Here is a 21,631-nt window from a genome sequence, read left to right on the forward strand (position 1 = left end):
AAAAATGCCCGGATAGTCCGAGCATTTAATCAGTTGAATGACGGTTAAGTCAAATAATTGTAGCGTATATTAAGCGGTTTTATTCATGATTTCGTCAAAAGGTTTTTCAACTTCTGTCACTTTCGCTTTGCTAACAACAACTTCAATTGCTTGCTCTTCAAGTGCGAGATTTTGCATCTGCTGCATTAGTTCGTTGTTACCTTTATAATAATCGATAACTTCCTGAGGATCTTCGTACGCTGATGCAGCTGTTTCGATCAATGTATCGACCTTATCTTGGTCAGCTTTAAGTTCTTCTGTTTTGATGATCTCTCCTAACAGAAGTCCAACGCTTACGCGACGCTTGGCGTTGTCCTGGAACAAGTCAGCTGGAAGTTCCGGCATCGCAGCTGTTTGGCCTTGTTGCTCGAAACGTTGCTTGGCTTGATCGCGAAGTACATTAATTTCTTGGTCGATAAGTCCTTGCGGTACTTCTATATCATTCTTTTCAATCAAGCCTGCAATCACTGCTTCTTTAAGCTGTGACTTAAGTGTTTGATCTAATTCTCGCTGCATGTTTTTCTTAACTTCAGCTTTTAACGCGTCAACACCACCTTCTTGCACGCCAAATAACACTGCAAACTCGTCGTTGAGTTTAGGAAGGCTTAGGCCCTCTACGTTCTTAACTGTGATGTTAAATACGGCATCTTTGCCCTTCAGTGCTTCAGCATGGTAATCCTCTGGGAATGTTACCTCAGCAGTTACTTCTTCGCCTTTCTTAGCGCCGACCAGTGGCTTTTCAAAACCTGGGATCATACGACCTTTCCCAAGTTCAAGTGGGAAGTCTTCAGCTTTGCCGCCATCAAACTCTTCGCCATCAATGGTGCCGATAAAATCGATTACTACTTTATCGTCTTTCTTAGCTTTGCGCTTAACGTCTTTCCATGTTGCATGTTGCTTTTGAAGCGTTTCCATCATGTTGTCTAGGTCTTTGTCAGTAATTTCTACTACTGCTTTTTCGATCTCTAGCTCTTCAACACCTTTAACTTCGACTTCTGGGTAAACTTCGAAGGTTGCTACGAACTCTAGGTCTTCACCATCGACATCTTTTGTTAAATCAAAAGTAGGCATACCCGCCGGTGTGATTTGCTCTTTCATGATTGCCTCATAAAAGTTGCGTTGCATCACGTCGCCAGCCACTTCTTGACGAACAGCTGCACCGAAACGCTTTTTGATTACGCTTACTGGCACTTTCCCTGGGCGAAATCCGTTAATACGCTGTGTTTTAGCTAACTGTTGTAAACGTTGTTTCACGGCTGAATCTACAGAATCTGCAGAAACGGTAATAGTAAGACGGCGTTCTAAACCTTGAGTCGTCTCGACTGACACTTGCATTGTTCTACCTCAACTTGCGCTTTCGTGCGCTTTTTCGTGATTCAATTATTGGGCGGTAAACCTGAATAATTGGGGGATGCGACGTTATGATTCGTCACTCTTGATTAAAATTGGACGCGGAATTATACAGAGAGGGGGGTATTGAGTCGATAGCTTGCGTGCATTTATTTGTGTCTTTTTTGTGAATATTTGCTTTGTTTGCGTTTGTGATTGAATTTTTACGGTTAATTGGTTTGTTTTTTTGCCCTAAACGCGAATAACCAACGAAGAAACGTCATTCCCAACTCGATTGGGAACCTCGTGAAAGCAGCTCATTGCTCAATACAACTTTGCAACTTTGCAACTTTAACATTTGTGACACCCTTTGTTCAGCATTGCATCAAAAGCTTTCGGAAGGGGAGCTACCCCAATGTTATCAGGATCGCCCAAGCGCACATCCATGTGCGGGCTCGAAGCACTTCATCCTTGAAGTACACGCCTGATAACATTGGGGTAGCTCCCCTTCCTTCGCTTTTGAGAGTTTGGCTTTGTTTCTTCGATGCTTTTTATAAATGGAAAAGGGCCTATCTGGTAAAAGCTGAATATTACTTACGGAGTGCTTATGCGATGTTTAAGATTTCAGGGTTCCAAGGAGGTTACCACTTTCGTGGTAATGACGTTTCTTCGCATTAACCACGTTTGTGCATTAATGGTAGTTAGATTTTCAAGTAGCAAGCTCAATCAAACTAAAGAGCCCACATCACCAAAGAACATTCAGCGCACCAGATGAGCCCTTTCCCATTCATAAAATTTGTGCCGCAAGGACGCGGCACCAAAGCGGCATGGATGCCCTCGTGCGGTTTTATGAATGGGAAAGGGCTCATCTGGTAAAAGCTGAATATTGCTTACGGAGTGCTTATGCGATAGTTTGAAGATTAAGGGGCTCCAAGGAGGTTACCACTTTCGTGGTAATGACGTTTCTTCGTGATGAATTTTTTTTAAAAAGCTTGATCAATCTAGCTATTAAATAGACTCAAAAACTACTTTTAAACCAAGACCAAATACCCAATGAATGGTTAGGAAACAAATCTATCCCAAGCGCTGATTTTAATAGATACAAGGCTAACAGGCCGACGAGTAAGCTAAACGTTAGGAACGAAGAAACTGCGATTGCTTTTGCGAACAGTGAAATCTGCCTTTCTCTTCTTGATAGTTCACGACGGTTTCGTCCAACGAGTATCACAAAGTAGTAGCGCCAACGCCATAACTTGAATGTACCTCTGACATCGACTGGGTGCCTACCCCATTTGTTGTTAGCGCCAAACGCAATGCGTAATGCGTCTATCTGTTCAGGGGTGAATGATGCTTGAGTATCTTTTGGTAGGCGTTTAAAGAGGCCTTCTTTAAATGAATCTTGCAAAATTGTCTGCGCGGAAAGTGGGTATAAAGATGTTATCGGTAAGCAAGTATTTCTTTTGAATATGTTTTTATATCCGATCTATTCCCACTGTCATCTGCATGCAGGTGGCGATAACTCATGAACTGAATAACTGAAAAGAGAAAGCACAAATGGTCGGTGAGATAGGATTCGAACCTACGACCCCCTGGACCCAAACCAGGTGCGCTACCAAGCTGCGCCACTCACCGAAGATATTTGATTGCGTTTTAGAACTCAACGCTAATAGATGGTGCGGAAGGAGAGACTTGAACTCTCACGCCGTGAAGCACTGGAACCTAAATCCAGCGTGTCTACCAATTCCACCACTCCCGCATAACCAATGTGTTTTTGGTCTCACCTGACCTTGGACACTTACTGCTGTGGAAGCGGTAAGCGATTAACACGACTTGTAAAAAGTGGGGTGGACGATGGGGTTTGAACCCACGACCGCCGGAATCACAATCCGGAGCTCTACCAACTGAGCTACGCCCACCACTGATTACTTTTCACTTTGTCTTGCTTTAGCCTGCTTAGACTCGCATGGCGCGTCCGGCAGGATTCGAACCTGCGACCACCCGCTTAGAAGGCGGGTGCTCTATCCAGCTGAGCTACGGACGCTCATCGAATCAAAAAGCAAGTGGTCGGTGAGATAGGATTCGAACCTACGACCCCCTGGACCCAAACCAGGTGCGCTACCAAGCTGCGCCACTCACCGACTAAACCGTAATGACATTCACTGCCGTTACGGGTGGCGCATATTACCGACTTGCCCTAATCTCGTCAAACACTTTTTAGCATCAAATTAAGGTTTTTTTAAGCTGTTTAAAATACCACCTATTAAGTCACAATATTTAAGCATTCAGCACAATTTACTTATATTTACTTAAATGATTCGTGCAACCCAAAGCTCAAGAATATCTGTGGCTTTGTATTCTTTTATGATGTCTAAGCGTGTAAACTTACAGGTAGTTTGATTTCAACACCTTCAAGATAAATATTTATGACCGCGCAATTAATCGATGGCAAAAAGATTGCCAAATCTGTCCGTGCAAACGTAGCTCAATATGTCGAAACACTCGTAGATGCGAATAAACGATTACCCGGTTTAGCCGTTGTACTAGTGGGCAAAAATGAAGCATCTAAAGTTTACGTTGCTAACAAAACAAGAGCGTGTGATGAAGTTGGCTTTGTCTCTAAGTCATTTGAACTTCCAGCAGATGCAGATCAAGAAACGCTATTGTCTTTGGTTGATCAACTTAATAACGATAAAGAAATTGATGGTATTTTGGTACAACTTCCCCTACCAGCTGGCCTAAACTCTGAAGAGGTCCTAGAGCGCATTCACCCGCATAAAGATGTTGATGGATTCCACCCGTATAATATCGGGCGATTAGCGCAACGAATTCCTTCTTTACGCCCATGCACGCCAAAAGGCATCATGACGATGATTGAGTCAACTAAAAAGCCAATTAAAGGAATGGATGCCGTCATTGTCGGCGCATCAAATATTGTGGGCCGTCCGATGGGGCTTGAATTATTACTAGCGGGTTGCACCGTTACGACCTGCCACAAGTTCACTAAAAGCCTTAAGGAACATGTCTCGCGTGCTGATTTGTTGGTCGTGGCAGTTGGCAAACCTCATTTTATTCCAGGTAGTTGGATTAAACCAGGTGCAGTGGTTATCGATGTTGGTATCAATCGCTTAGAAGATGGCTCATTAACGGGCGATGTTGAATTTGAAACGGCCAAAGAGCGAGCAGATTGGATCACCCCTGTGCCCGGTGGAGTAGGACCAATGACGGTTGCTAGCCTTATAGAAAACACCTTAGAGGCTTACGTTAAATTCCATAGTTAAACAAAAGAGTTCGAAGATTGAAGAATCAATCAGATATGGCTAATGAAGTAATCGAAGCTCAAATGTGGAAGTGGATAGATGAGTTTATTATTCAAGAAAACATTTGCCCGTTTGCGAAGAAAGAACGAGCGTTATCGCGCATTCAATTACAGTGTTATTCGGCTAGCTCGGCGTTAAAAACATGTGATGTTTTACTAGAACAAATCGATAAAATGCACGAAGACACCGGTATCGAAACGAGTATTTTAATTGCCAAAGATCATTTAGAAGACTTTGACGAATACTTATTTCACCTTGATGAAGCAAACCGCTCTCTTGCACAAAACGGCCTTGAAGGACAATTTCAATTAGCCAGTTTTCACCCTGATTATTTGTTTGAAGGAGAACCTGAGGAGTCTTTGAGTCATTACAGTAATCGCGCTCCCTACCCTTGCTTTCACATAATTCGCGAAGAAAGTATCAGTCAAGCTTTAAAGTCGTTTGCTAATCCGGAAAACATTCCGGGGCGAAACATTAAGCACTGCGAGCGCCTTGGCAAGGATTTTTTTGATAAGCTATTGGACAAAGTCTAGGCTTAATAAGCCCAATTGGAGGATTATGTCTTTTCACCATCCGACAAAGCCTTAATATGAAGAATCCTTAATAAACTATGCCCACTAGCCCCTCACTTTCGACCACACCTTGTCCTCAAACAGCAAAATGGTGGCAGGACCGATTTAAAGAAAAGTTCTTAGAAGCAAAAAATAAATCTTCAAATATAGAACTCGTTTTATTGGGCGACTCTATCATGCATGCATGGGAAGCCGAGGGGTATGAAGAGTGGCAAAGACACTTCGCAGGTATAGAAACCTTAAATTTAGGATTTGCAGGTGACCGAACTGAACATGTGCTATGGCGTATTGAAAACGGAGCACTAGAGGGCATTTCACCTAAAATTATCGCTTTGTTAATTGGTACAAATAATATTGGTCATCGGGTTGAGAGTATCGATGAGACACTAAAAGGCATTATTTCAATAATTAATTTGGTAAATAAAAAAATCCCTAACGCAAAGGTGCTTTTATTTGCTGTATTTCCCAGAAGTAAACGCCCCTCTGCAAGACTTCGTCTTCGTGTGAATGACTTGAATAAAAGACTAGAGGAAACCGTTGAAGATACTGATGTATGCTATGTTGATTTAACGCATTTATTTTTGGATGAACACGGTATTTTGAATGAAGATGTGTCGCCTGACTATTTGCACTTATCTCGTCATCAATATAAAAAATGGGCTGAGTATATTCAGCCCATCATTGATAAGCATCTTTCTAATATCTAACTCACTTGAGGTGATTTTCTTCTTAAAAAGCGAAAACCCAACCACAATAACCCAACAAGCAAGAGAGGTGCAATTGCAATGTTTATCAGTTTTAATTTGTTACCAAGCGCATCGATATCTTTATCCAATTGAAACTGAACTTCACGCAAAGACTGCCGAATTTCAATACGCTTTTGATTAAATTCAGCGACTGCCTTTTCTTGCTCGGGTGACAAGGTAAATGCGTCTTCAGAGGCACTTTGCAACTCATTTAGCTGCTGTTCTGTTTGCGCTAACTCTTCCTCCAAACGCAACTGCTGTGCTCTAAACTTTTCTTCCGCAATCACCTCAAGTGCTTCAACCGTTGTGAACGGTCGCGCCAACTTACCGCGGCTTCTCACACCAATTAAGCCGTCGCTGCCGCTAAGATTTTCAGCCATATTGATGACAAGATCGCCATTGTTAGCAAAGGGAGTAAAAACCGTTTGACCAAAGAAATTGCTTTGCTGCACCCAGAATCGGTCAACAAACATATCTGCATCTGCAAATACGACTAAGTTAAGCTTGTCTGTCTCAGCAATATGAATTGATTCAATAGCTTGCTGTTCAGAAGAGTTGTCATCACTTTGCTCGTCGGTTAATTCAACCTCAACTGACTTTATAGGCTTTGAATCAAAATGAGATCTTGCCGCCCCAGAAACTCTAGCTGCTAATACGTAAGCTTTTTTTGCATTCTGGAATTCCTTAGCTAAGTTTTCTGGCTCTCGTGTCAACGCATAATCACTTGAAGCTAGCACGCCACTTTCGTTGGAACTTGATAACAGCGGTTCAAGTTCAAGTTGACTGTCCGGTGTCACGGATAATACACCAAATGATGCGCCGTTGATGCTTTCCAAGTCGGCCGTCGTCACATCATTTCGATTGATCTGTACAGGTCCCAAGCCTAAAAAGCCAAAATGACGAGTAACGCCGCCAGCAGAAGTACGAACATCAAGGCCTGTTAGCGCGTCTAACACCACATTTTTATCTTGAAGCGTCAAACCATAACTTTCTAGAAAGCTTATATCAGATGCATTTTCACCTATACCGCCCATCATACTCATTTGATCTGATTCAAAATGCGGATCGACAAAAAATAGACCTTTCCCACCCCCCATTAAAAATTGATCGATTTCGTAAAGTAGTTGTTCGTTTAAACCTTTTGGATGGACTAGCATTAGCAATTCCGTCTCTTCAGGTAACGCTTCTTCAAAACTATTGATAAGCGTGACATCAAAGAACTGACCTAATTGAGAGTAAATTACATTGGCAGGTGTAAACTGTCCCGTCATGGGATCTTGACCACCAGCAATAGGTAAATCAGCAACGACAGTTAGCTTTGTAGGTTCAGGAGAGCCTAATTGATAGATAAGCTTACTGATGTCATATTCTAAAAACGCTTCTTTACTTGGGTCAAAAAACGGAATGGTCATTGAAAACGTTTGTGACGAATCTTGAGTACCCCCCATCTCCTTCAGTCTTAACATTATCAATAAGGCGTCCTGCCAACCCGAAATAAGCTGTGCTCCCGCTGGCATCAACGGGCGCTGCGGTTAAACCCAAACTGGCAGCCTCATCTTCCTGAATTGAGAATGGCAATGGATCCACCACATTTAGTTTGATCTTTCCATTTGAGCTTACTTCATACTCTTTTAACAGACTCTCAACTTGGTCTGCGTAGTTACGCAATGAAGTCATACCCTTTGTCGCTTGATCGGAAAAATAAAGCGTCAATTCGATAGGTTGTTCGATATCGTTTATAACTGACAAGCTACCTTGAGATATCGAATAGACTTTGTTTTCTGTCAAGTCAACACGATAGCCCTTTAAAAAGCTATTATTCAATAATAGCGCGCCAATAAATAAGAAAATTAATAGAGTGATTGAAAGTGATTTTTTCATAGTATTTAACTCGCTTTTTTGCTTTCAATCGCAAGATAACCTGCGCTTAACCAAACCAAGATACTCAATACGTAATACACCACATCGTTTGCACTGATAATACCTTTTGCCATCGCATCATAATGCGTCAGAAAGCTCAAACTAGCGATGGTATCCAATACACCTATAGACACCCATGTTTGGAAGGCATCAAGAACAATATTCGTGCCAGACAACACCAACAAGAAACACATTACAATTGCAAGAATGAAGGCTATAACTTGATTTTTGGTTAGGGCTGACATACACATACCGACGGCTAAAAATGCCCCTGACATTAACCAACTCCCAAGATAGGCAGCCAAAATAATACCGTGGTCTGGCTGTCCTAAATAACTAACCGTTATCCACAATGGAAAAGTTAATAGCAAACAAAGTGCGAGGACTGCCCAAGCAGCTAGAAATTTACCCGCCATGATTTGCGCTGTGCTCAGCGGCAAGGTCATAAGAAATTCGATGCTGCCTGACTTGCGTTCTTCAGACCAGGTACGCATGGCTATCGCGGGTACCAAAAACAAGTAAAGCCAAGGGTGGAAGTTGAAGAATGGGAGTAAATCTGCTTGTCCACGCTCGAAGAAATTGCCCATCATAAATGTAAAAATACCCGACATAATCAAGAATATTGCTATAAATACATACGCAACTGGGGTTGCGAAGAAACTAACAAATTCGCGTTTAAAAATGATGCTGGTAGCACTCATGCTTTTTCCTCCTCAGTTGAAGCATTCGTTGCAGATGAATTGGCACTCGAACCTAAGTCAGCGTTAAATGTGTATTCTGCTGATGTGACCAATCTAAATACGTCTTCTAAATTGCCTTGTTCAGGATATATAGCGTCAACTGGTAGTTTAGTCTGTTGACAAAATTGGCTCAGCTTAGCGAGAATATTCGCTCCATTTTCAGGAAATACCGTTACCCTCCCCGTGTTTTTATCGTAATTTAAATCTGCTACCCCTTCTAATTCTAGCACGCCAGAAACATCGGCTGCGTAACTCAGCGAAAGTGTTACCGCATTATGCCATTTTGATTGTTGGCGCAGACTTTCAGGTGTGCCATCAAATTTCATCTCACCATTTGCAATAATGATGACGCGATTACAAACTGCAGTCACTTCTTCCATAATGTGCGTAGAAATAATGACTATTTTGTCTTTTGCTAAGTTTTGGATAAGTTTTCTAACTTGATGTTTTTGATTGGGATCTAGACCATCAGTTGGTTCATCTAAAATTAAAATTTCAGGATCATGGAGTATCGCCTGAGCAAGTCCAACTCGGCGCTTAAAACCTTTAGAAAGGGTCTCAATGGGCTTATTCAGTACCTCTTGCAAATCTACTTGAGCCACTACGTTATCGATCGATTGTTGTCGGTTAGACCGCTCGATTTTTCGTACTTTTGCAATGAAATACAAAAATTCATAAACGGTCATATCTGCATAGGCGGGGGCCCCCTCGGGCAAATATCCCATTTTTCTTTGCACAGCTAAACGGCTTTTTTCTATGTCCAAATTAGAGACTAACACCTGCCCCGAAGAGAGCGATAAAAACCCCGTTAGCATTTTCATAGTCGTTGATTTACCTGCTCCGTTCGGGCCTAAGAAACCAACGACATCGCCTCGTTCAATTTTAAAACTCAGGTCTTTAACGGCATGATGTCGATCAAAAAACTTGTTTAATTTGTTAACACTTATCATTACAGATCCTTTTAATAATAAATCCGAACTTCTGTCTTTTATTAGTAGATGATTGTGAATAAGTTCAAACTGACAAAAGAGTTAATCATTTCGCAAACACGTTTGGATATTGTGCTTTTTATGCTAATTTCAAGCATATAAACTTGATATTCCACGACAAACACGCACAAAGAATGACTGCTTATCAATTATCTCCAATCGCATGGATAGACACTCCATTTAATGAAAAGTTTGGTATTCCTAGACAGTCTATCGGATTGAGTCAGGCTCGCGGCAAACTGAGGTTTCGTGAAGACATAAACGTGGTTAATGCGTGTCGTGGACTTGAAAAGTTCTCACATCTTTGGCTGAGTTTTGTTTTTCATCAGCATCACAATAAAAAATGGAGCGATACTGTGCGGCCTCCCAGACTCGGTGGAAATGAACGAGTCGGTGTATTTGCTTCAAGAGCCACTCACCGCCCAAACCCACTCGGCTTATCACTTGTTAAGAATGAAGGATTAAATACACTCAATGAATTAATAGTCAGTGGTGTCGATTTACTCAATAACACGCCTATTCTTGATATCAAACCTTATTTGGATTACGCAGACTGTGCGAAGGATGCTATTTGCGGATATGCTCCATCAAGACCCAGTGATTTAAAGCTTGTTAGTTTTAGTCAGTCTGCGAATCACCAAATTAAAAAAATTAACCAAACTCAAACTGATTTCAAAGCATTACTGGTATCGATACTTGAACAAGACCCCCGACCTGCTTACAAGCAAGACCTAAAAAATGATCCCAAGCAATACCATATCACTCTTTATCAATGGGATATATTATGGTGGGTGCGCGATACAGGTATTATTGTGAAAAGTATTACACTCAGTTAAGACTTGATTTTACTTGTGCTCACGCAAGCGATTGATAGAATACGCGGTAATTATTTTAACAAACAAATTCTTCTACTTAAGGCTCAACTTAAGTCGCTGATTTATATAAATATAGGCCACTAGAATCTATCATGCGCACGTCTCAATATTTACTTGCCACTCAAAAAGAAACACCAGCGGAAGCAGAGGTCATTAGCCATCAACTTATGTTGCGCGCCGGCTTAGTTAGAAAATTGGCATCGGGTTTGTACAATTGGTTGCCAACTGGTTTGCGCGTGGTAAACAAAGTCGCGGCAATTGTGCGTGATGAAATGAATAAGGCAGGAGCGATTGAAGTATCAATGCCCGTAGTACAACCTGCTGATTTGTGGGAAGAATCAGGCCGTTGGGAAGACTATGGCCCAGAACTATTGCGCATAAAAGACCGACACGAACGAGACTTTGTACTTGGCCCTACACATGAAGAAGTTATTACTGATTTAGTGAAAAACGAAGTGAGTAGTTACAAACAGTTACCCTTAAATTTGTACCAAATCCAAACGAAGTTTCGCGATGAAGTACGCCCTCGTTTTGGCATTATGAGAAGCCGCGAGTTCATTATGAAAGACGCTTATTCTTTCCATACTGATATGACATCATTACAAGCGACTTACGACACTATGCATCAAGCGTATTGTAATATTTTTGAGCGTATTGGTTTAGCATATCGCCCTGTCATTGCAGATAGTGGAAGTATTGGCGGTGCTGTTTCTCACGAATTTCACGTATTAGCAGAATCAGGTGAAGATGATATCGCTCACTCTGACCAATCTGATTACGCAGCAAACGTTGAGCTCGCAGAAGCTCTTCCACTTCCAGGCAATGGCGGCGAGCAAGCTGAACTTACAGTTATTGACACACCGAATACTAAAACTATCGATGCGATGGTTAAGCTACTTAATTGTGATATTAAACAGTCTGTTAAGACTCTTTTTGTAAAAGCATCTGAAGATGCGCAGTCTGAACTCGTGGCTTTGGTATTGCGAGGTGACCACCAGTTGAATGAGATAAAAGCGGAAAAACATTCATTAGTAGCCTCTCCACTGCAAATGGCCGATGAAGCTGAAGTAAAAACCCTACTAAACTGTGGTTTTGGCTCGCTAGGGCCGGTTAATTTAGATGTGCCAATTTTGGTCGATCGCAGTGCTAAGACTGTAACTAACTTTATATGTGGCGCTAACATTGAAGAAAAACACTATACGGGTGCAAATTGGGATCGCGACGTCAAAAACTATGAAGTGCTCGATTTGAGAAACGTCGTCGAAGGCGATCCGTCTCCAGATGGAAAAGGCGTACTGAACATTACAAAAGGTATTGAAGTAGGTCATATCTTTCAACTTGGTGACAAGTACTCCAAAGCAATGAATTGTGGTGTGCTAACCGAATCTGGAAAGCATCAAGTATTACAGATGGGATGCTACGGTATTGGTGTGACCCGAATTGTTGCGGCAGCAATCGAACAAAACCATGATAAATTTGGTATTAAGTGGCCGGACAGTATTGCGCCTTTTAAGCTTGCGATCATACCCATGAATATGCACAAATCACATCGCATCATGGAGGTAGCGGAAAAGTTATATGCTGATTTAATAGCAGCGGGTGTTGAAGTATTGTTCGATGATAGAAAGGAGCGTCCCGGCGTTATGTTTAACGATATGGAGTTAGTGGGTATACCTCATAGTATCGTGATTGGCGAGCGCAACCTAGACAACAACCAAGTAGAGTACAAATCAAGACAAAGCGGTGAAAAAACCTTACTTGATATTGACGCGGTTTTGGAACATATCTCATCACTATGAAAATAACGTTTTGCGGTGTGAGGGGATCAATTCCCTCCCCCGGCAAAGAGTTCATAAAATATGGCGGGAACACTGCCTGTATTCATATAGACGCTGATGATAAAGACATTATCTTAGACTCGGGAACTGGGATTCGCGCACTAGGGGCCCGTCTAATCAAAAAAACCACTCCGATTCATTTGTTACTTAGTCACAACCACTGGGACCACATTCAAGGCTTTCCGTTTTTTGCGCCTATTTTTCAATCACAACGAGAAATAAATATATATCCCGGACTAACTGAACTAGAAGAGCCTGAAGCAATTTTAAATCAAATGACCGGTAGTCTATTTCCTGTTCATCGAGATATGCTAACAGCAGAGATCAGAGTTCATAATTTGGCCAGCAGTATCACCGAATGGGAAATCGGGTCGGTACATATCAAGCGTTTAAGAATGAATCACCCCGGTGGTGGCAGTAGCTACCGAATTGAAGCAAACGGCAAATCCCTTGTTTATATTACTGATAACGAACTCTATCCCCCTTATACAAAAGCAACTGACTTTTTAGATTTTGTCGCTTTTGCCAAAGGCGCAGACTTGCTAGTTCATGATGCGCAGTATTTAGTAAGCGATATGCCTGCCAAGTCGGGCTGGGGGCATTCGGTTGCGGAAGAAGCGGTAAAACTTGCAATGGCTTGCAACGCAAAACAATTGGCACTGTATAGTCATGACCCGACTCGCACAGATACAGACATAGATGAGATCATTGAGCACAGTCAGTTGATTACTGAATTAGGCGGCGCAGAATTAACCTGCTTCGCTGCAGAAGAAAATCAGGTCTTGGTCTTAGCTTAGCTGGGTAACTTTGCTGTTTGGTACTCACAGGATTCTAAGGATAATTAATGAAAATAAAAAATGGATACTTTTCAAAAAGCGTATTGGCTTGGCTATATTTGATTACTTCGTTTTCGGCCGTATCCCAAAGCCATTCAAATGAAACATCGAGTCAAACGAAGCAGGTCGAAGATACGAAATCACTCCCACAAGTGTTACTAGAGCAAGTGGAGCAAACTGTTGAACAGGCGAGTGATGAAATACAAACCACTGATTCAGTATTGGATAATCGCGCTAAGCAGAACCTCTCTGCCAAAAGTAACCCATTTGTTATTTCACAATATAGACAAAACTACCTGTTGCCTATTACGTTCGTCAAAGACCCGAACCCGCTAAGTGTTGATGGCTTAACTGAAGAAAACGTCGACAACTTTGAGGCTAAATATCAAGTTAGCGTGAACCTTCCCATATATATAGAGGATGAAAGCGCAAGCGGTTTGTACTTTGGCTTGACCCTAAGGTCTTTTTGGCAGGTATACAACAGTGACGTGTCAAAGCCATTTAGAGAAAATATTTACGAACCAGAAGTATACTATCAATGGAATGCAGATTGGGACTTATTCGGTTATCGTTTTAATCAAGCTCACATCGGATTTAATCATCAATCAAATGGTCAAGATGGTTTGAAGTCTCGTAGTTGGAACCGTATTTATGCGTCTTTTATTTTTAGTGATGTCAATTCGCTCTATTATTTTAAGACTTGGTATCGCGTGCCTGAAGATGAGAAAGAGTTTTTATTAGATCCAGAAGGTGATGACAACCCCGACATCAATGATTTCGTTGGCAGAGCAGAGTTTGGTTATGCGTTCAATATGGGTGACTTTAGGCTTTTATCTCTGTTGAGAAACAATTTATCAACCAGTAGTAATCGAGGCAGTATTGAATTCAACCTAACGTATCCAATTAATGATCGCTACGAATGGCTATTACAATATTTCAATGGTTACGGCGACTCACTCATTGACTACAACCGCCACCAACAACGCATTGGTTTAGGAATTCAACTAAGGTTTCTATAAATGAACAAAGCAAGTAAAGTCAGTATTGGATTGGTTAACCCAAAGTCCGCTAGCAATGTTGCGAGTATTCTTCGTGCAGCGGGTTGTTATGGTGTCAGTTCAGTTTTTTATACTGGGCAACGATTTGGCTATGCCAAAGGCTTTAACGCTGACACTAGGCGCATGAGAGAGGTTATTCCGACAGTAGGAGTTGATGATTTACTGGCGTTCAAACCCGAAGGAGCAACAGTAGTGTCCGTAGAGTTAGTTGAAGGGGCCATCCCGCTACCTGCTTTTGAGCACCCTGACAATGCTTATTATATTCTTGGGCCTGAAGATGCGTCAGTTCCGGTCGATATTGTTGAGCAAAGCGAGCATGTGGTTTATATACCCACGTTCAACAGCATGAACCTGGGCGCAACGGCGAATGTCGTATTATATGATCGTTTGGCAAAAAGTGAGTATGACCGGAGTAAAGCGCTTATTAGAGATAGTAGAGACAATAACAACAATATAAAGTTGTAAACGTTAATGTAAAACACTTAACTCAACACGATTTCTCCCTAATTCTTTACCTTTGTATAAGGCTTCGTCCGCTCTTTTTAAACAACTTTCAATAGTTTCACTGCGCCCACACTGTGCGATACCTAAGGTAATCGTTACTGTACTTTTTATTTCTTCGCTGAGTATTTGTTCTACCTGAGATCGAAGTTTTTCGGCAACCACACTAGCCCCGTCAATTTCGGTATTGGGCATCAATAACAAAAACTCTTCACCGCCCCAACGACCGACCAGATCTTGTTCTCTAATAACGCTTTTCATCAGGCGCCCTCCCGACTCCAACACTAGGTCGCCAACATCATGACCTAATGCATCGTTTAGTTTTTTAAAGTGATCAAAGTCAATCAGAATTAAACAAAACGCTTGGCCAGAACGACTAAGTGTTTTTTTCGCTTGTTCAATGTGCACCATTAAACCCCGCCGATTGGGAAGCAGAGTGAGTGGGTCTTCATTCGCAAGAGTTTCAAGACGTGCGTTCGCTTGCGCCAACGCTGTCGTTCTCTCTTTTACCTGCTCCTCTAGAGAGTGACTGAGTTCTTCAAGTGATTTATTTTTATTAGCAAGCGTCATACTCAACACTTTGTTTTCATCGCTTGCATTTATAAAGTAAAGGTACGTTAAGTAATTTTGACACATAATAAAGCCAACAAGCCCAAAACTAACTAACAATACAGTATCCAATATCCCCAAGCTTCTTAAGATATCGTTTAACATGGTTGCAAATAACAAGGTGGTACCAAACATCAGTAAATTGGCGTTGTCCCTTTTTCTGATGACCGCTTTGAGCAATCCCCAGAACACATAAAGCATCGCTGGAATAATAAATATTTGGTAGTAAAACATGGTTGAGCTGAACGTGCTTGGCGATGTAAAAAGCACGAACAAAGACAATGTGATACTCGCAATTGAGATCCATTTGACTACTGAACGATTGTATTCTTGCCTAAAACTAAAATAGAAATAACTCACTAAAATTGGCGTTGATGCATAAAAAGTTAGAAAATTGATTTTTACGTTAGTCTCAAACGCCAATTTGGCTATATTGGCCAAATGCAAAAGTTGACTGTCTTCTAATTCTCGCATAGCAAGCATTAAACAACTGATAGCAATTAATAATGGAAGTACATTTTCAGTTCTCAATGAGAATTGGATAAAGTTGAAGGCGGCAATAGTAAAAAAGATTGCCACAATAAACGTTGTTTTTAGCGTCTTACGGTACTGCTCTTCTTGAATCACATCTGGTGTACTTAATCTTAGTGCATGCCACATTCCTCCCCAGTAGAATTCATGATTAGACACTTGCACAGTAATCGTAAATTCTTCATCAGGTGGCTTAAAGTTAAAGATCCCAGGATTGTATTGAGACTTGGCGATATCGGGATCGGCAGAAACGATGCCACCTTCAGCGAGTAAATACTCGCCAATATATAGCCTGTATGCGGTTCCCATCGACGGTATTTTAATTGCCAAATGCTGATAAAGGCGATCTAACTTTATTCGTGTTCTGTACGTAGCGTAACCCTTACTGGGTAATTTCACCCCATCAAAAATTTGAGCTGTCCAGCTGTTAGGCGCATATAAAGTAGAAGGTTGTATGCTTTTTGACTCGGTGTACCCTTGGCTTGCATCAACTAGCGTATTCCAATAAAAATGCCAATCTCCTTCCAAGGGAATAGACTGTTCGCTTGCCAAATTAATCGTGCTGATATCAAGATGCCCAGCCTTAATCTTTGGTAATTGGTCGTCTCTTAAATCACTGTTTAATAATGACACAACCATTAAAAACACAAGGGCGAGCAAACCCATCAGTATCCAAACTGATAAGCGTGAAAATTTACCCAAGGTTGAGGCTCTGGCTTGAAGCCCCTTACTTATCGTTTGATTCTGTTGCATGTAACCATTATGAAAAACTACATTTAATAGATTAAACAATAACTTGGTATCGGCAAGGATATAGAATAGTTGAAGAACTACGTAACTTCATTTGAGCTATGGACTAACTAACATGAATGACTGGTGCTAAGGGGATTAACACCAGTGAGCTATTTGATATTAAAGAGCGAGTTTACTTACTCCCACTCAATGGTAGCCGGCGGTTTACCAGAAATATCGTAAACAACACGAGAAATGCCATCTACTTCATTAATAATACGATTTGAGACTTTACCTAAGAAATCGTAAGGCAAATGAGCCCAATGGGCGGTCATAAAGTCAATGGTTTCAACGGCTCTTAGGCTAACGACCCAATCGTATTTGCGCATATCGCCCATAACACCAACCGACTTAACGGGTAAAAAGACAGTAAAGGCTTGGCTGACCTTGTGATACAAATCTGCTGCATGTAATTCTTCGATAAAAATTGCATCGGCGCGACGCAGTAAATCACAGTACTCTTTTTTGATTTCGCCTAAGACTCTAACGCCTAAACCAGGTCCAGGGAAAGGATGGCGATATAGCATATCGTAAGGTAAGCCCAATTCAAGGCCGATGCGTCTGACTTCGTCTTTGAACAATTCACGTAGAGGTTCGACTAAACCTAAGTTCATATCATCTGGCAGACCACCTACATTGTGGTGCGACTTGATCACATGCGCTTTACCGGTATCAGACCCTGCCGATTCAATCACATCTGGGTAAATAGTGCCTTGTGCAAGCCATTTAGCGTTGACGAGTTTATGTGACTCTTCATCAAAGACTTTGACAAACTCACCGCCGATGATTTTGCGTTTTGCTTCAGGCTCTTCTTCACCCGCTAATGCGGCTAGAAAACGCTGTTCTGCTTCGACTTTGATGATGTTAAGGCCAAACTTATCGCCAAACATTTCCATCACTTGCTCACCTTCGTTAAGGCGTAACAAGCCATTATCAACAAATACACAAGTTAAGTTAGTGCCGATTGCTCGATGAAGTAACATGGCTGTTACTGAAGAATCAACACCACCCGATAAACCGAGAATCACTTCTTCGTCACCGACCTTTTCTTTGATACGCGCTATCGCATCTTCGATGATTGAAGATGGCGTCCATAAAGCATCAAGGCCACAAATCGTTAAACAAAAGTTTGATAATAATTCTAAGCCTTTTTTGGTGTGTGTTACTTCTGGATGAAACTGCACGCCGTAGAATTTTTTGTCTTCGTTAACCATGATTGCGTGAGGACAACTGGGTGTGGAGGCCACCGTCGTGAAGCCCTCTGGAATTTCGATAACTTTATCACCATGACTCATCCACACATCCAACAATGCATTGTTTTGCTCGTTAACAAGGTCTTGCAAGCCTTTAGTCAGTCGATTTTCGTCATTTACTTCAACCTGCGCGTAACCGAATTCACGAATATCAGAGCCTTGAACAGCACCACCCAACTGATGCGACATGGTTTGCATACCGTAGCAGATTCCCAAAACGGGTACATTGGCGTTAAATACATATTGAGGTGCTCGTGGTGAGCCAGCTTCGGTAACCGACTCTGGCCCGCCAGATAAAATAATACCGTCGGGATTGAAGTTGCGAATTTGCTGCTCAGTCACATCCCAAGCCCACAATTCACAATACACACCTAGTTCACGCACGCGACGCGCAATTAGCTGAGTGTATTGCGATCCAAAATCGAGAATGAGAATCTTTTGGCTATGAATATTCACTGACATGTTTTGAAGTTACCTATAAAAATTATGCAAAACCTACAAGTAGGTGCGCTGAACTAGCGACTTTAAAATTGATCAAGCTATTTTGAATCAACAAAATAGCTTGATTTAAACAATACACTGTTGTCGTTTTCGACCCCAAAATTAGCCTAAGCGGTAATTAGGCGCTTCTTTAGTAATGCTTACATCATGCACATGGCTTTCGCCCATACCCGCAGCAGTGACTTTGACAAATTGAGGTTTAGTGCGAAGCTCTTCAATTGTGGCGCAACCGGTCAGCCCCATTGCAGAGCGCAAACCGCCAAGCTGCTGATGAATGATATTTGCGATTGGGCCTTTATAGGCAACACGTCCTTCAATACCTTCAGGGACTAATTTTTCAGCGTTGCTGCTGTCTTGGAAGTAGCGATCAGAAGAACCATTGCTCTGGTTCATCGCACCAAGAGAGCCCATGCCGCGGTATGATTTGTAATAGCGACCTTGATATAACTCTACTTCACCCGGCGCTTCTTCTGTACCTGCGAGCATGCTGCCTACCATGACGCAACTCGCGCCCGCAGCTAACGCTTTAGCAACATCACCAGAGAAGCGAATACCGCCGTCAGCGATAACTGGCACATCCGTTTCTTTAAGCGCTTCAACAGCATCTGCGATAGCGGTGATTTGTGGTACACCACAACCTGTTACAATACGCGTTGTACAAATAGAGCCAGGACCAATTCCCACTTTAACAGCATCGACGCCTGCATCAGCTAGCGCTTTAGCACCTTCAGCAGTTGCGACATTACCGGCGATAAGTTGTAGATTTGGATACTTATCTCTTACTGCAGTAACTCTGTCGATAACACCTTGTGAGTGGCCATGCGAAGTATCAATGAGTAATACATCCACGCCCGCTGCTACTAGCAATTCGATGCGTTCATCTGTACCTGGGCCAACGCTGACTGCAGCGCCGACGCGAAGGCGACCTTTTTGGTCTTTACACGCATTGGGTTTACTTTTGGCTTTTTGGAAATCTTTTACTGTTATCAAGCCTTTGAGCTTAAACGCATCGTCTACCACTAAGATTTTTTCGATACGGTGCTCGTGCATTAAATCCATGACGATATCAGGGTTGGTATCTTCTTTCACCGTGACAAGTTTGTCTTTTGGTGTCATGACTTTGCTGATTGGTTGGTCTAGACGGTTTTCAAAACGAAGGTCGCGTCCAGTCACTAAGCCTATTAAGTTGTTTTCGCCATCAACGACTGGAAAGCCTGAATAGCCTAACTTTTTAGACAGGTGCTTGGTATCCCCTATTGTTGCATCTTTACTCACCGTAACAGGATCAGAAACGACACCGCTCTCGTACTTTTTAACTTCTAGTACATGTGCGGCTTGCTGCTCTGCTGTCATATTTTTATGGATAAAGCCAATACCGCCCTCTTGAGCAAGTGCAATAGCAAGTCTAGCCTCGGTAACAGTATCCATGGCAGCCGAAATAAAAGGCATGTTCAAGCCTACGCCGCGCGTCAACTTGGTCTTTAAGTCAGCAGTATGAGGTAAAACGGTCGAGTGACCAGGAACGAGTAAAACGTCATCAAACGTGAGCGCTTCTTTAGCGATTCGTAACATGCAAGTAACACCTAATGGGTAGTGGTTAATTGCGGCGCGATTATAGTATTTTTTAATATTTAGGTAAACTACAATTGCAGTGTATTTACTAATAAATGAGAAAAATGTTTAACGACTCTCCCAAACAAGCACAAATTGTCTCTGTCACTCGTCTTAATCGCCTTGCTCGCCAGATCTTAGAATCTGAAATTGGCCAAGTCTGGGTGAGTGGTGAAATTTCTAATTTTGTCGCTGCCGCATCTGGCCATTGGTACTTCACACTCAAAGATAACAAGGCTCAAGTAAAAACAGCCATGTTTAAAGGTTCAAACCGCTATTTGAAATTCAGACCCAAAGCGGGAGATAAAGTAGTGGTTAGGGCAAACCTCAGTATTTATGAAGCACGTGGGGACTATCAGTTAATTGCTGAGCATATGGAGCCTGAGGGACAAGGCCAGTTAAAGCAGGCTTATGAGGCCCTAAAAGCTCAACTTTCTCAAATGGGCATGTTTTCGGTTGACGATAAGCAGCCATTGCCGAAAACCATTACACGTGTTGGCTTGGTTACCTCGTCAACAGGCGCAGCGGTTCACGATATTCTAACTGTCATGGCGCGCCGAAACCCGAGTATAGAAGTTGTGATTTACCCGAGTTTAGTGCAAGGTGAGTTAGCTGCACGGAATATTGTTCAGCAGATTGAACTTGCTAATCAACGCAAGGAAGTAGATGTGTTAATCGTTGGGCGCGGTGGAGGTTCGCTAGAAGATCTGTGGGCGTTTAATGAAGAGCCCGTTGCTCATGCAATTTATAACTCTGCAATCCCGATTATTTCTGCGGTAGGCCATGAAGTCGATGTAACTATTGCTGATTATGTGGCTGATGTAAGAGCACCAACACCTTCTGCAGCAGCTGAGCTTGTCAGTCAGGATCAGGATGAAACAGGCAAGCAGTTGCTGAGCTTAAAAAACCGACTCAGCTACGCCATCAAAAATATTCTTCAACATCGCCACTCATTGGTCAGGCAAGTCAGTACGGCTCTAAGTATTAATCACCCACAAGCTAAAATCGTTCAAGCGCAGCAATCGGTCGACCGTCTAACGGGTGAATTAAATACGCTGATAAAAAGACGCATTCAAGATGCAAGCAATCAATTAAATACTCGCCATATTCAACTGCAAAACCAAACTCCTTTACGAGCCATCGCAGAGCATAAAAACCGCCTTTCGAGTTTGAGTGAACGTATTGTCAGGGCACAAAAAGATAAACTTGAAAGCAGTCAAGTTCGCTTAGCAAACTTGTCGCAGGTGATGAATTCAGTCAGCCCGCTCGCGACCTTGAGTAGAGGCTACAGCATTAGTTTTGCTGAAAAAGACATTGTAAAAAGTGTAAAACAACTAAATAACGACCAAATTTTAACCACGAAATTTCATGATGGTGAGGTCATTTCAAAAATAACTGCTGTAAAATCAAATTGATAAATAAAAAATAGCACTAAAGTGTCACTTTACTGTTAAATTTGTGTCAATTCTTTGACGTATTTGATAACATCTTTTAAAACATAATATTCGAATGGAGCCATTTTACACAGCATTCGCGTCATTAAACGACGCATTCCCCATTGTGTACGATGATGA

18 protein-coding genes and 5 tRNA genes are annotated in these 21,631 nt (G+C 42.0%); 9 read left to right on the forward strand and 14 right to left on the reverse strand.

Features of this window, described 5'->3' with window-relative positions; translation table 11 throughout:
* Positions 1-69: 69 nt before the first annotated feature.
* From tig to KUL10_RS10130, 7 genes are all read right to left on the reverse strand, one after another.
* Positions 70-1,374: a trigger factor gene (gene tig, locus KUL10_RS10100; RefSeq protein WP_110428815.1), complete on the reverse strand. Its 1,305-nt coding sequence runs from the start codon at positions 1,372-1,374 to the stop codon at positions 70-72.
* Positions 1,375-2,386: 1,012 nt separating this feature from the next.
* Complete coding sequence (locus KUL10_RS10105) at positions 2,387-2,773, reverse strand: 3-phosphoshikimate 1-carboxyvinyltransferase (RefSeq protein WP_233499779.1); 387 nt, start codon at positions 2,771-2,773, stop codon at positions 2,387-2,389.
* 150 nt (positions 2,774-2,923) lie between these two features.
* Positions 2,924-3,000: transfer RNA gene (locus tag KUL10_RS10110), tRNA-Pro, on the reverse strand.
* Between the two features lie 39 nt (positions 3,001-3,039).
* Positions 3,040-3,124 (reverse strand) — tRNA-Leu (locus KUL10_RS10115).
* A gap of 84 nt (positions 3,125-3,208) precedes the next feature.
* Positions 3,209-3,284, reverse strand: a tRNA-His gene (locus KUL10_RS10120).
* 48 nt (positions 3,285-3,332) lie between these two features.
* Positions 3,333-3,409, reverse strand: a tRNA-Arg gene (locus tag KUL10_RS10125).
* Positions 3,410-3,429: 20 nt separating this feature from the next.
* Positions 3,430-3,506 (reverse strand) — tRNA-Pro (locus KUL10_RS10130).
* A gap of 285 nt (positions 3,507-3,791) precedes the next feature.
* On the opposite strand from KUL10_RS10130, the gene folD reads away from it, so the two are divergent.
* From folD to KUL10_RS10145, 3 genes are all read left to right on the forward strand, one after another.
* Entirely contained in the window at positions 3,792-4,646 is an 855-nt protein-coding gene (folD, locus tag KUL10_RS10135) for a bifunctional methylenetetrahydrofolate dehydrogenase/methenyltetrahydrofolate cyclohydrolase FolD (RefSeq protein ID WP_110428817.1), read from the forward strand.
* 17 nt (positions 4,647-4,663) lie between these two features.
* Positions 4,664-5,218 (forward strand): DUF1415 family protein, encoded by a 555-nt coding sequence (locus KUL10_RS10140; RefSeq protein ID WP_233499780.1) that lies wholly within the window; start codon positions 4,664-4,666, stop codon positions 5,216-5,218.
* 77 nt (positions 5,219-5,295) lie between these two features.
* A complete protein-coding gene (locus KUL10_RS10145) occupies positions 5,296-5,964 on the forward strand; it encodes a GDSL-type esterase/lipase family protein (RefSeq protein ID WP_110428818.1) in 669 nt (222 codons plus the stop codon).
* On the opposite strand, the gene KUL10_RS10150 is transcribed toward KUL10_RS10145, so the two are convergent.
* The 4 genes from KUL10_RS10150 to KUL10_RS10165 are packed head-to-tail and all read right to left on the reverse strand — an operon-like array spanning position 5,961 to position 9,613.
* On the reverse strand, positions 5,961-7,469 hold the full coding sequence (locus tag KUL10_RS10150; RefSeq protein WP_158525365.1) for a Gldg family protein: 1,509 nt from the start codon (positions 7,467-7,469) through the stop codon (positions 5,961-5,963). The genes KUL10_RS10145 and KUL10_RS10150 overlap by 4 nt on opposite strands.
* Positions 7,396-7,884 carry a GldG family protein gene (locus tag KUL10_RS18940; RefSeq protein ID WP_110428820.1) on the reverse strand — a complete coding sequence of 163 codons (489 nt, stop codon included), beginning with the start codon at positions 7,882-7,884 and terminating at the stop codon, positions 7,396-7,398. The genes KUL10_RS10150 and KUL10_RS18940 overlap by 74 nt, the downstream gene beginning before the upstream one ends.
* 5 nt (positions 7,885-7,889) lie before the next feature.
* On the reverse strand, positions 7,890-8,624 hold the full coding sequence (locus tag KUL10_RS10160) for an ABC transporter permease subunit (RefSeq protein ID WP_110428821.1): 735 nt from the start codon (positions 8,622-8,624) through the stop codon (positions 7,890-7,892).
* A complete protein-coding gene (locus KUL10_RS10165; RefSeq protein ID WP_110428822.1) occupies positions 8,621-9,613 on the reverse strand; it encodes an ABC transporter ATP-binding protein in 993 nt (330 codons plus the stop codon). Before KUL10_RS10165 ends, KUL10_RS10160 begins: the two co-directional genes overlap by 4 nt.
* 173 nt (positions 9,614-9,786) lie before the next feature.
* Between KUL10_RS10165 and tsaA the strand changes: the two genes are divergently transcribed.
* The 5 genes from tsaA to KUL10_RS10190 all read left to right on the forward strand — a co-directional run bounded on the left by tsaA (position 9,787) and on the right by KUL10_RS10190 (position 14,724).
* A complete protein-coding gene (gene tsaA / locus KUL10_RS10170) occupies positions 9,787-10,488 on the forward strand; it encodes a tRNA (N6-threonylcarbamoyladenosine(37)-N6)-methyltransferase TrmO (RefSeq protein ID WP_110428823.1) in 702 nt (233 codons plus the stop codon).
* A 131-nt stretch (positions 10,489-10,619) separates the two neighbouring features.
* Positions 10,620-12,326, forward strand: coding sequence for a proline--tRNA ligase (locus tag KUL10_RS10175; RefSeq protein ID WP_110428824.1), 1,707 nt, complete (start codon positions 10,620-10,622; stop codon positions 12,324-12,326).
* Positions 12,323-13,162 (forward strand): MBL fold metallo-hydrolase, encoded by an 840-nt coding sequence (locus tag KUL10_RS10180; RefSeq protein WP_110428825.1) that lies wholly within the window; start codon positions 12,323-12,325, stop codon positions 13,160-13,162. The genes KUL10_RS10175 and KUL10_RS10180 overlap by 4 nt, the downstream gene beginning before the upstream one ends.
* 47 nt (positions 13,163-13,209) lie before the next feature.
* Positions 13,210-14,220, forward strand: a complete 1,011-nt coding sequence (locus KUL10_RS10185) for a phospholipase A (RefSeq protein ID WP_110428826.1) — start codon at positions 13,210-13,212, stop codon at positions 14,218-14,220.
* A complete protein-coding gene (locus tag KUL10_RS10190; protein WP_110428827.1) occupies positions 14,221-14,724 on the forward strand; it encodes an RNA methyltransferase in 504 nt (167 codons plus the stop codon).
* Between the two features lie 3 nt (positions 14,725-14,727).
* Here the strand turns inward: KUL10_RS10190 and KUL10_RS10195 are convergent, their stop codons facing one another.
* From KUL10_RS10195 to guaB, 3 genes are all read right to left on the reverse strand, one after another.
* Positions 14,728-16,653, reverse strand: a complete 1,926-nt coding sequence (locus KUL10_RS10195) for a diguanylate cyclase (protein ID WP_110428828.1) — start codon at positions 16,651-16,653, stop codon at positions 14,728-14,730.
* Between the two features lie 176 nt (positions 16,654-16,829).
* Positions 16,830-18,407: a glutamine-hydrolyzing GMP synthase gene (gene guaA, locus KUL10_RS10200; RefSeq protein ID WP_110428829.1), complete on the reverse strand. Its 1,578-nt coding sequence runs from the start codon at positions 18,405-18,407 to the stop codon at positions 16,830-16,832.
* 141 nt (positions 18,408-18,548) lie between these two features.
* Positions 18,549-20,018 (reverse strand): IMP dehydrogenase, encoded by a 1,470-nt coding sequence (gene guaB / locus KUL10_RS10205; RefSeq protein ID WP_110428830.1) that lies wholly within the window; start codon positions 20,016-20,018, stop codon positions 18,549-18,551.
* Positions 20,019-20,122: 104 nt separating this feature from the next.
* Here guaB and xseA point away from each other — a divergent pair, with 104 nt between their 5' ends.
* Positions 20,123-21,472 carry an exodeoxyribonuclease VII large subunit gene (gene xseA / locus KUL10_RS10210; RefSeq protein WP_110429016.1) on the forward strand — a complete coding sequence of 450 codons (1,350 nt, stop codon included), beginning with the start codon at positions 20,123-20,125 and terminating at the stop codon, positions 21,470-21,472.
* The last annotated feature ends 159 nt before the right edge of the window (positions 21,473-21,631 follow it).

The organism is Glaciecola sp. KUL10, from assembly GCF_003203515.1.
Taxonomy (GTDB): domain Bacteria; phylum Pseudomonadota; class Gammaproteobacteria; order Enterobacterales; family Alteromonadaceae; genus Glaciecola.

Excerpts from the sequence above, each read along its gene's own strand:
- tig (WP_110428815.1), bottom strand. The coding sequence starts at position 1,374 with ATGCAAGTGTCAGTCGAGACGACTCAAGGTTTAGAACGCCGTCTTACT.
- folD (WP_110428817.1), top strand. The coding sequence starts at position 3,792 with ATGACCGCGCAATTAATCGATGGCAAAAAGATTGCCAAATCTGTCCGT.
- KUL10_RS10145 (WP_110428818.1), top strand. The coding sequence starts at position 5,296 with ATGCCCACTAGCCCCTCACTTTCGACCACACCTTGTCCTCAAACAGCA.
- KUL10_RS10150 (WP_158525365.1), bottom strand. The coding sequence starts at position 7,469 with ATGTTAAGACTGAAGGAGATGGGGGGTACTCAAGATTCGTCACAAACG.
- KUL10_RS18940 (WP_110428820.1), bottom strand. The coding sequence starts at position 7,884 with ATGAAAAAATCACTTTCAATCACTCTATTAATTTTCTTATTTATTGGC.
- KUL10_RS10160 (WP_110428821.1), bottom strand. The coding sequence starts at position 8,624 with ATGAGTGCTACCAGCATCATTTTTAAACGCGAATTTGTTAGTTTCTTC.
- KUL10_RS10165 (WP_110428822.1), bottom strand. The coding sequence starts at position 9,613 with ATGATAAGTGTTAACAAATTAAACAAGTTTTTTGATCGACATCATGCC.
- tsaA (WP_110428823.1), top strand. The coding sequence starts at position 9,787 with ATGACTGCTTATCAATTATCTCCAATCGCATGGATAGACACTCCATTT.
- KUL10_RS10175 (WP_110428824.1), top strand. The coding sequence starts at position 10,620 with ATGCGCACGTCTCAATATTTACTTGCCACTCAAAAAGAAACACCAGCG.
- KUL10_RS10180 (WP_110428825.1), top strand. The coding sequence starts at position 12,323 with ATGAAAATAACGTTTTGCGGTGTGAGGGGATCAATTCCCTCCCCCGGC.
- KUL10_RS10185 (WP_110428826.1), top strand. The coding sequence starts at position 13,210 with ATGAAAATAAAAAATGGATACTTTTCAAAAAGCGTATTGGCTTGGCTA.
- KUL10_RS10190 (WP_110428827.1), top strand. The coding sequence starts at position 14,221 with ATGAACAAAGCAAGTAAAGTCAGTATTGGATTGGTTAACCCAAAGTCC.
- KUL10_RS10195 (WP_110428828.1), bottom strand. The coding sequence starts at position 16,653 with ATGCAACAGAATCAAACGATAAGTAAGGGGCTTCAAGCCAGAGCCTCA.
- guaA (WP_110428829.1), bottom strand. The coding sequence starts at position 18,407 with ATGTCAGTGAATATTCATAGCCAAAAGATTCTCATTCTCGATTTTGGA.
- guaB (WP_110428830.1), bottom strand. The coding sequence starts at position 20,018 with ATGTTACGAATCGCTAAAGAAGCGCTCACGTTTGATGACGTTTTACTC.
- xseA (WP_110429016.1), top strand. The coding sequence starts at position 20,123 with ATGTTTAACGACTCTCCCAAACAAGCACAAATTGTCTCTGTCACTCGT.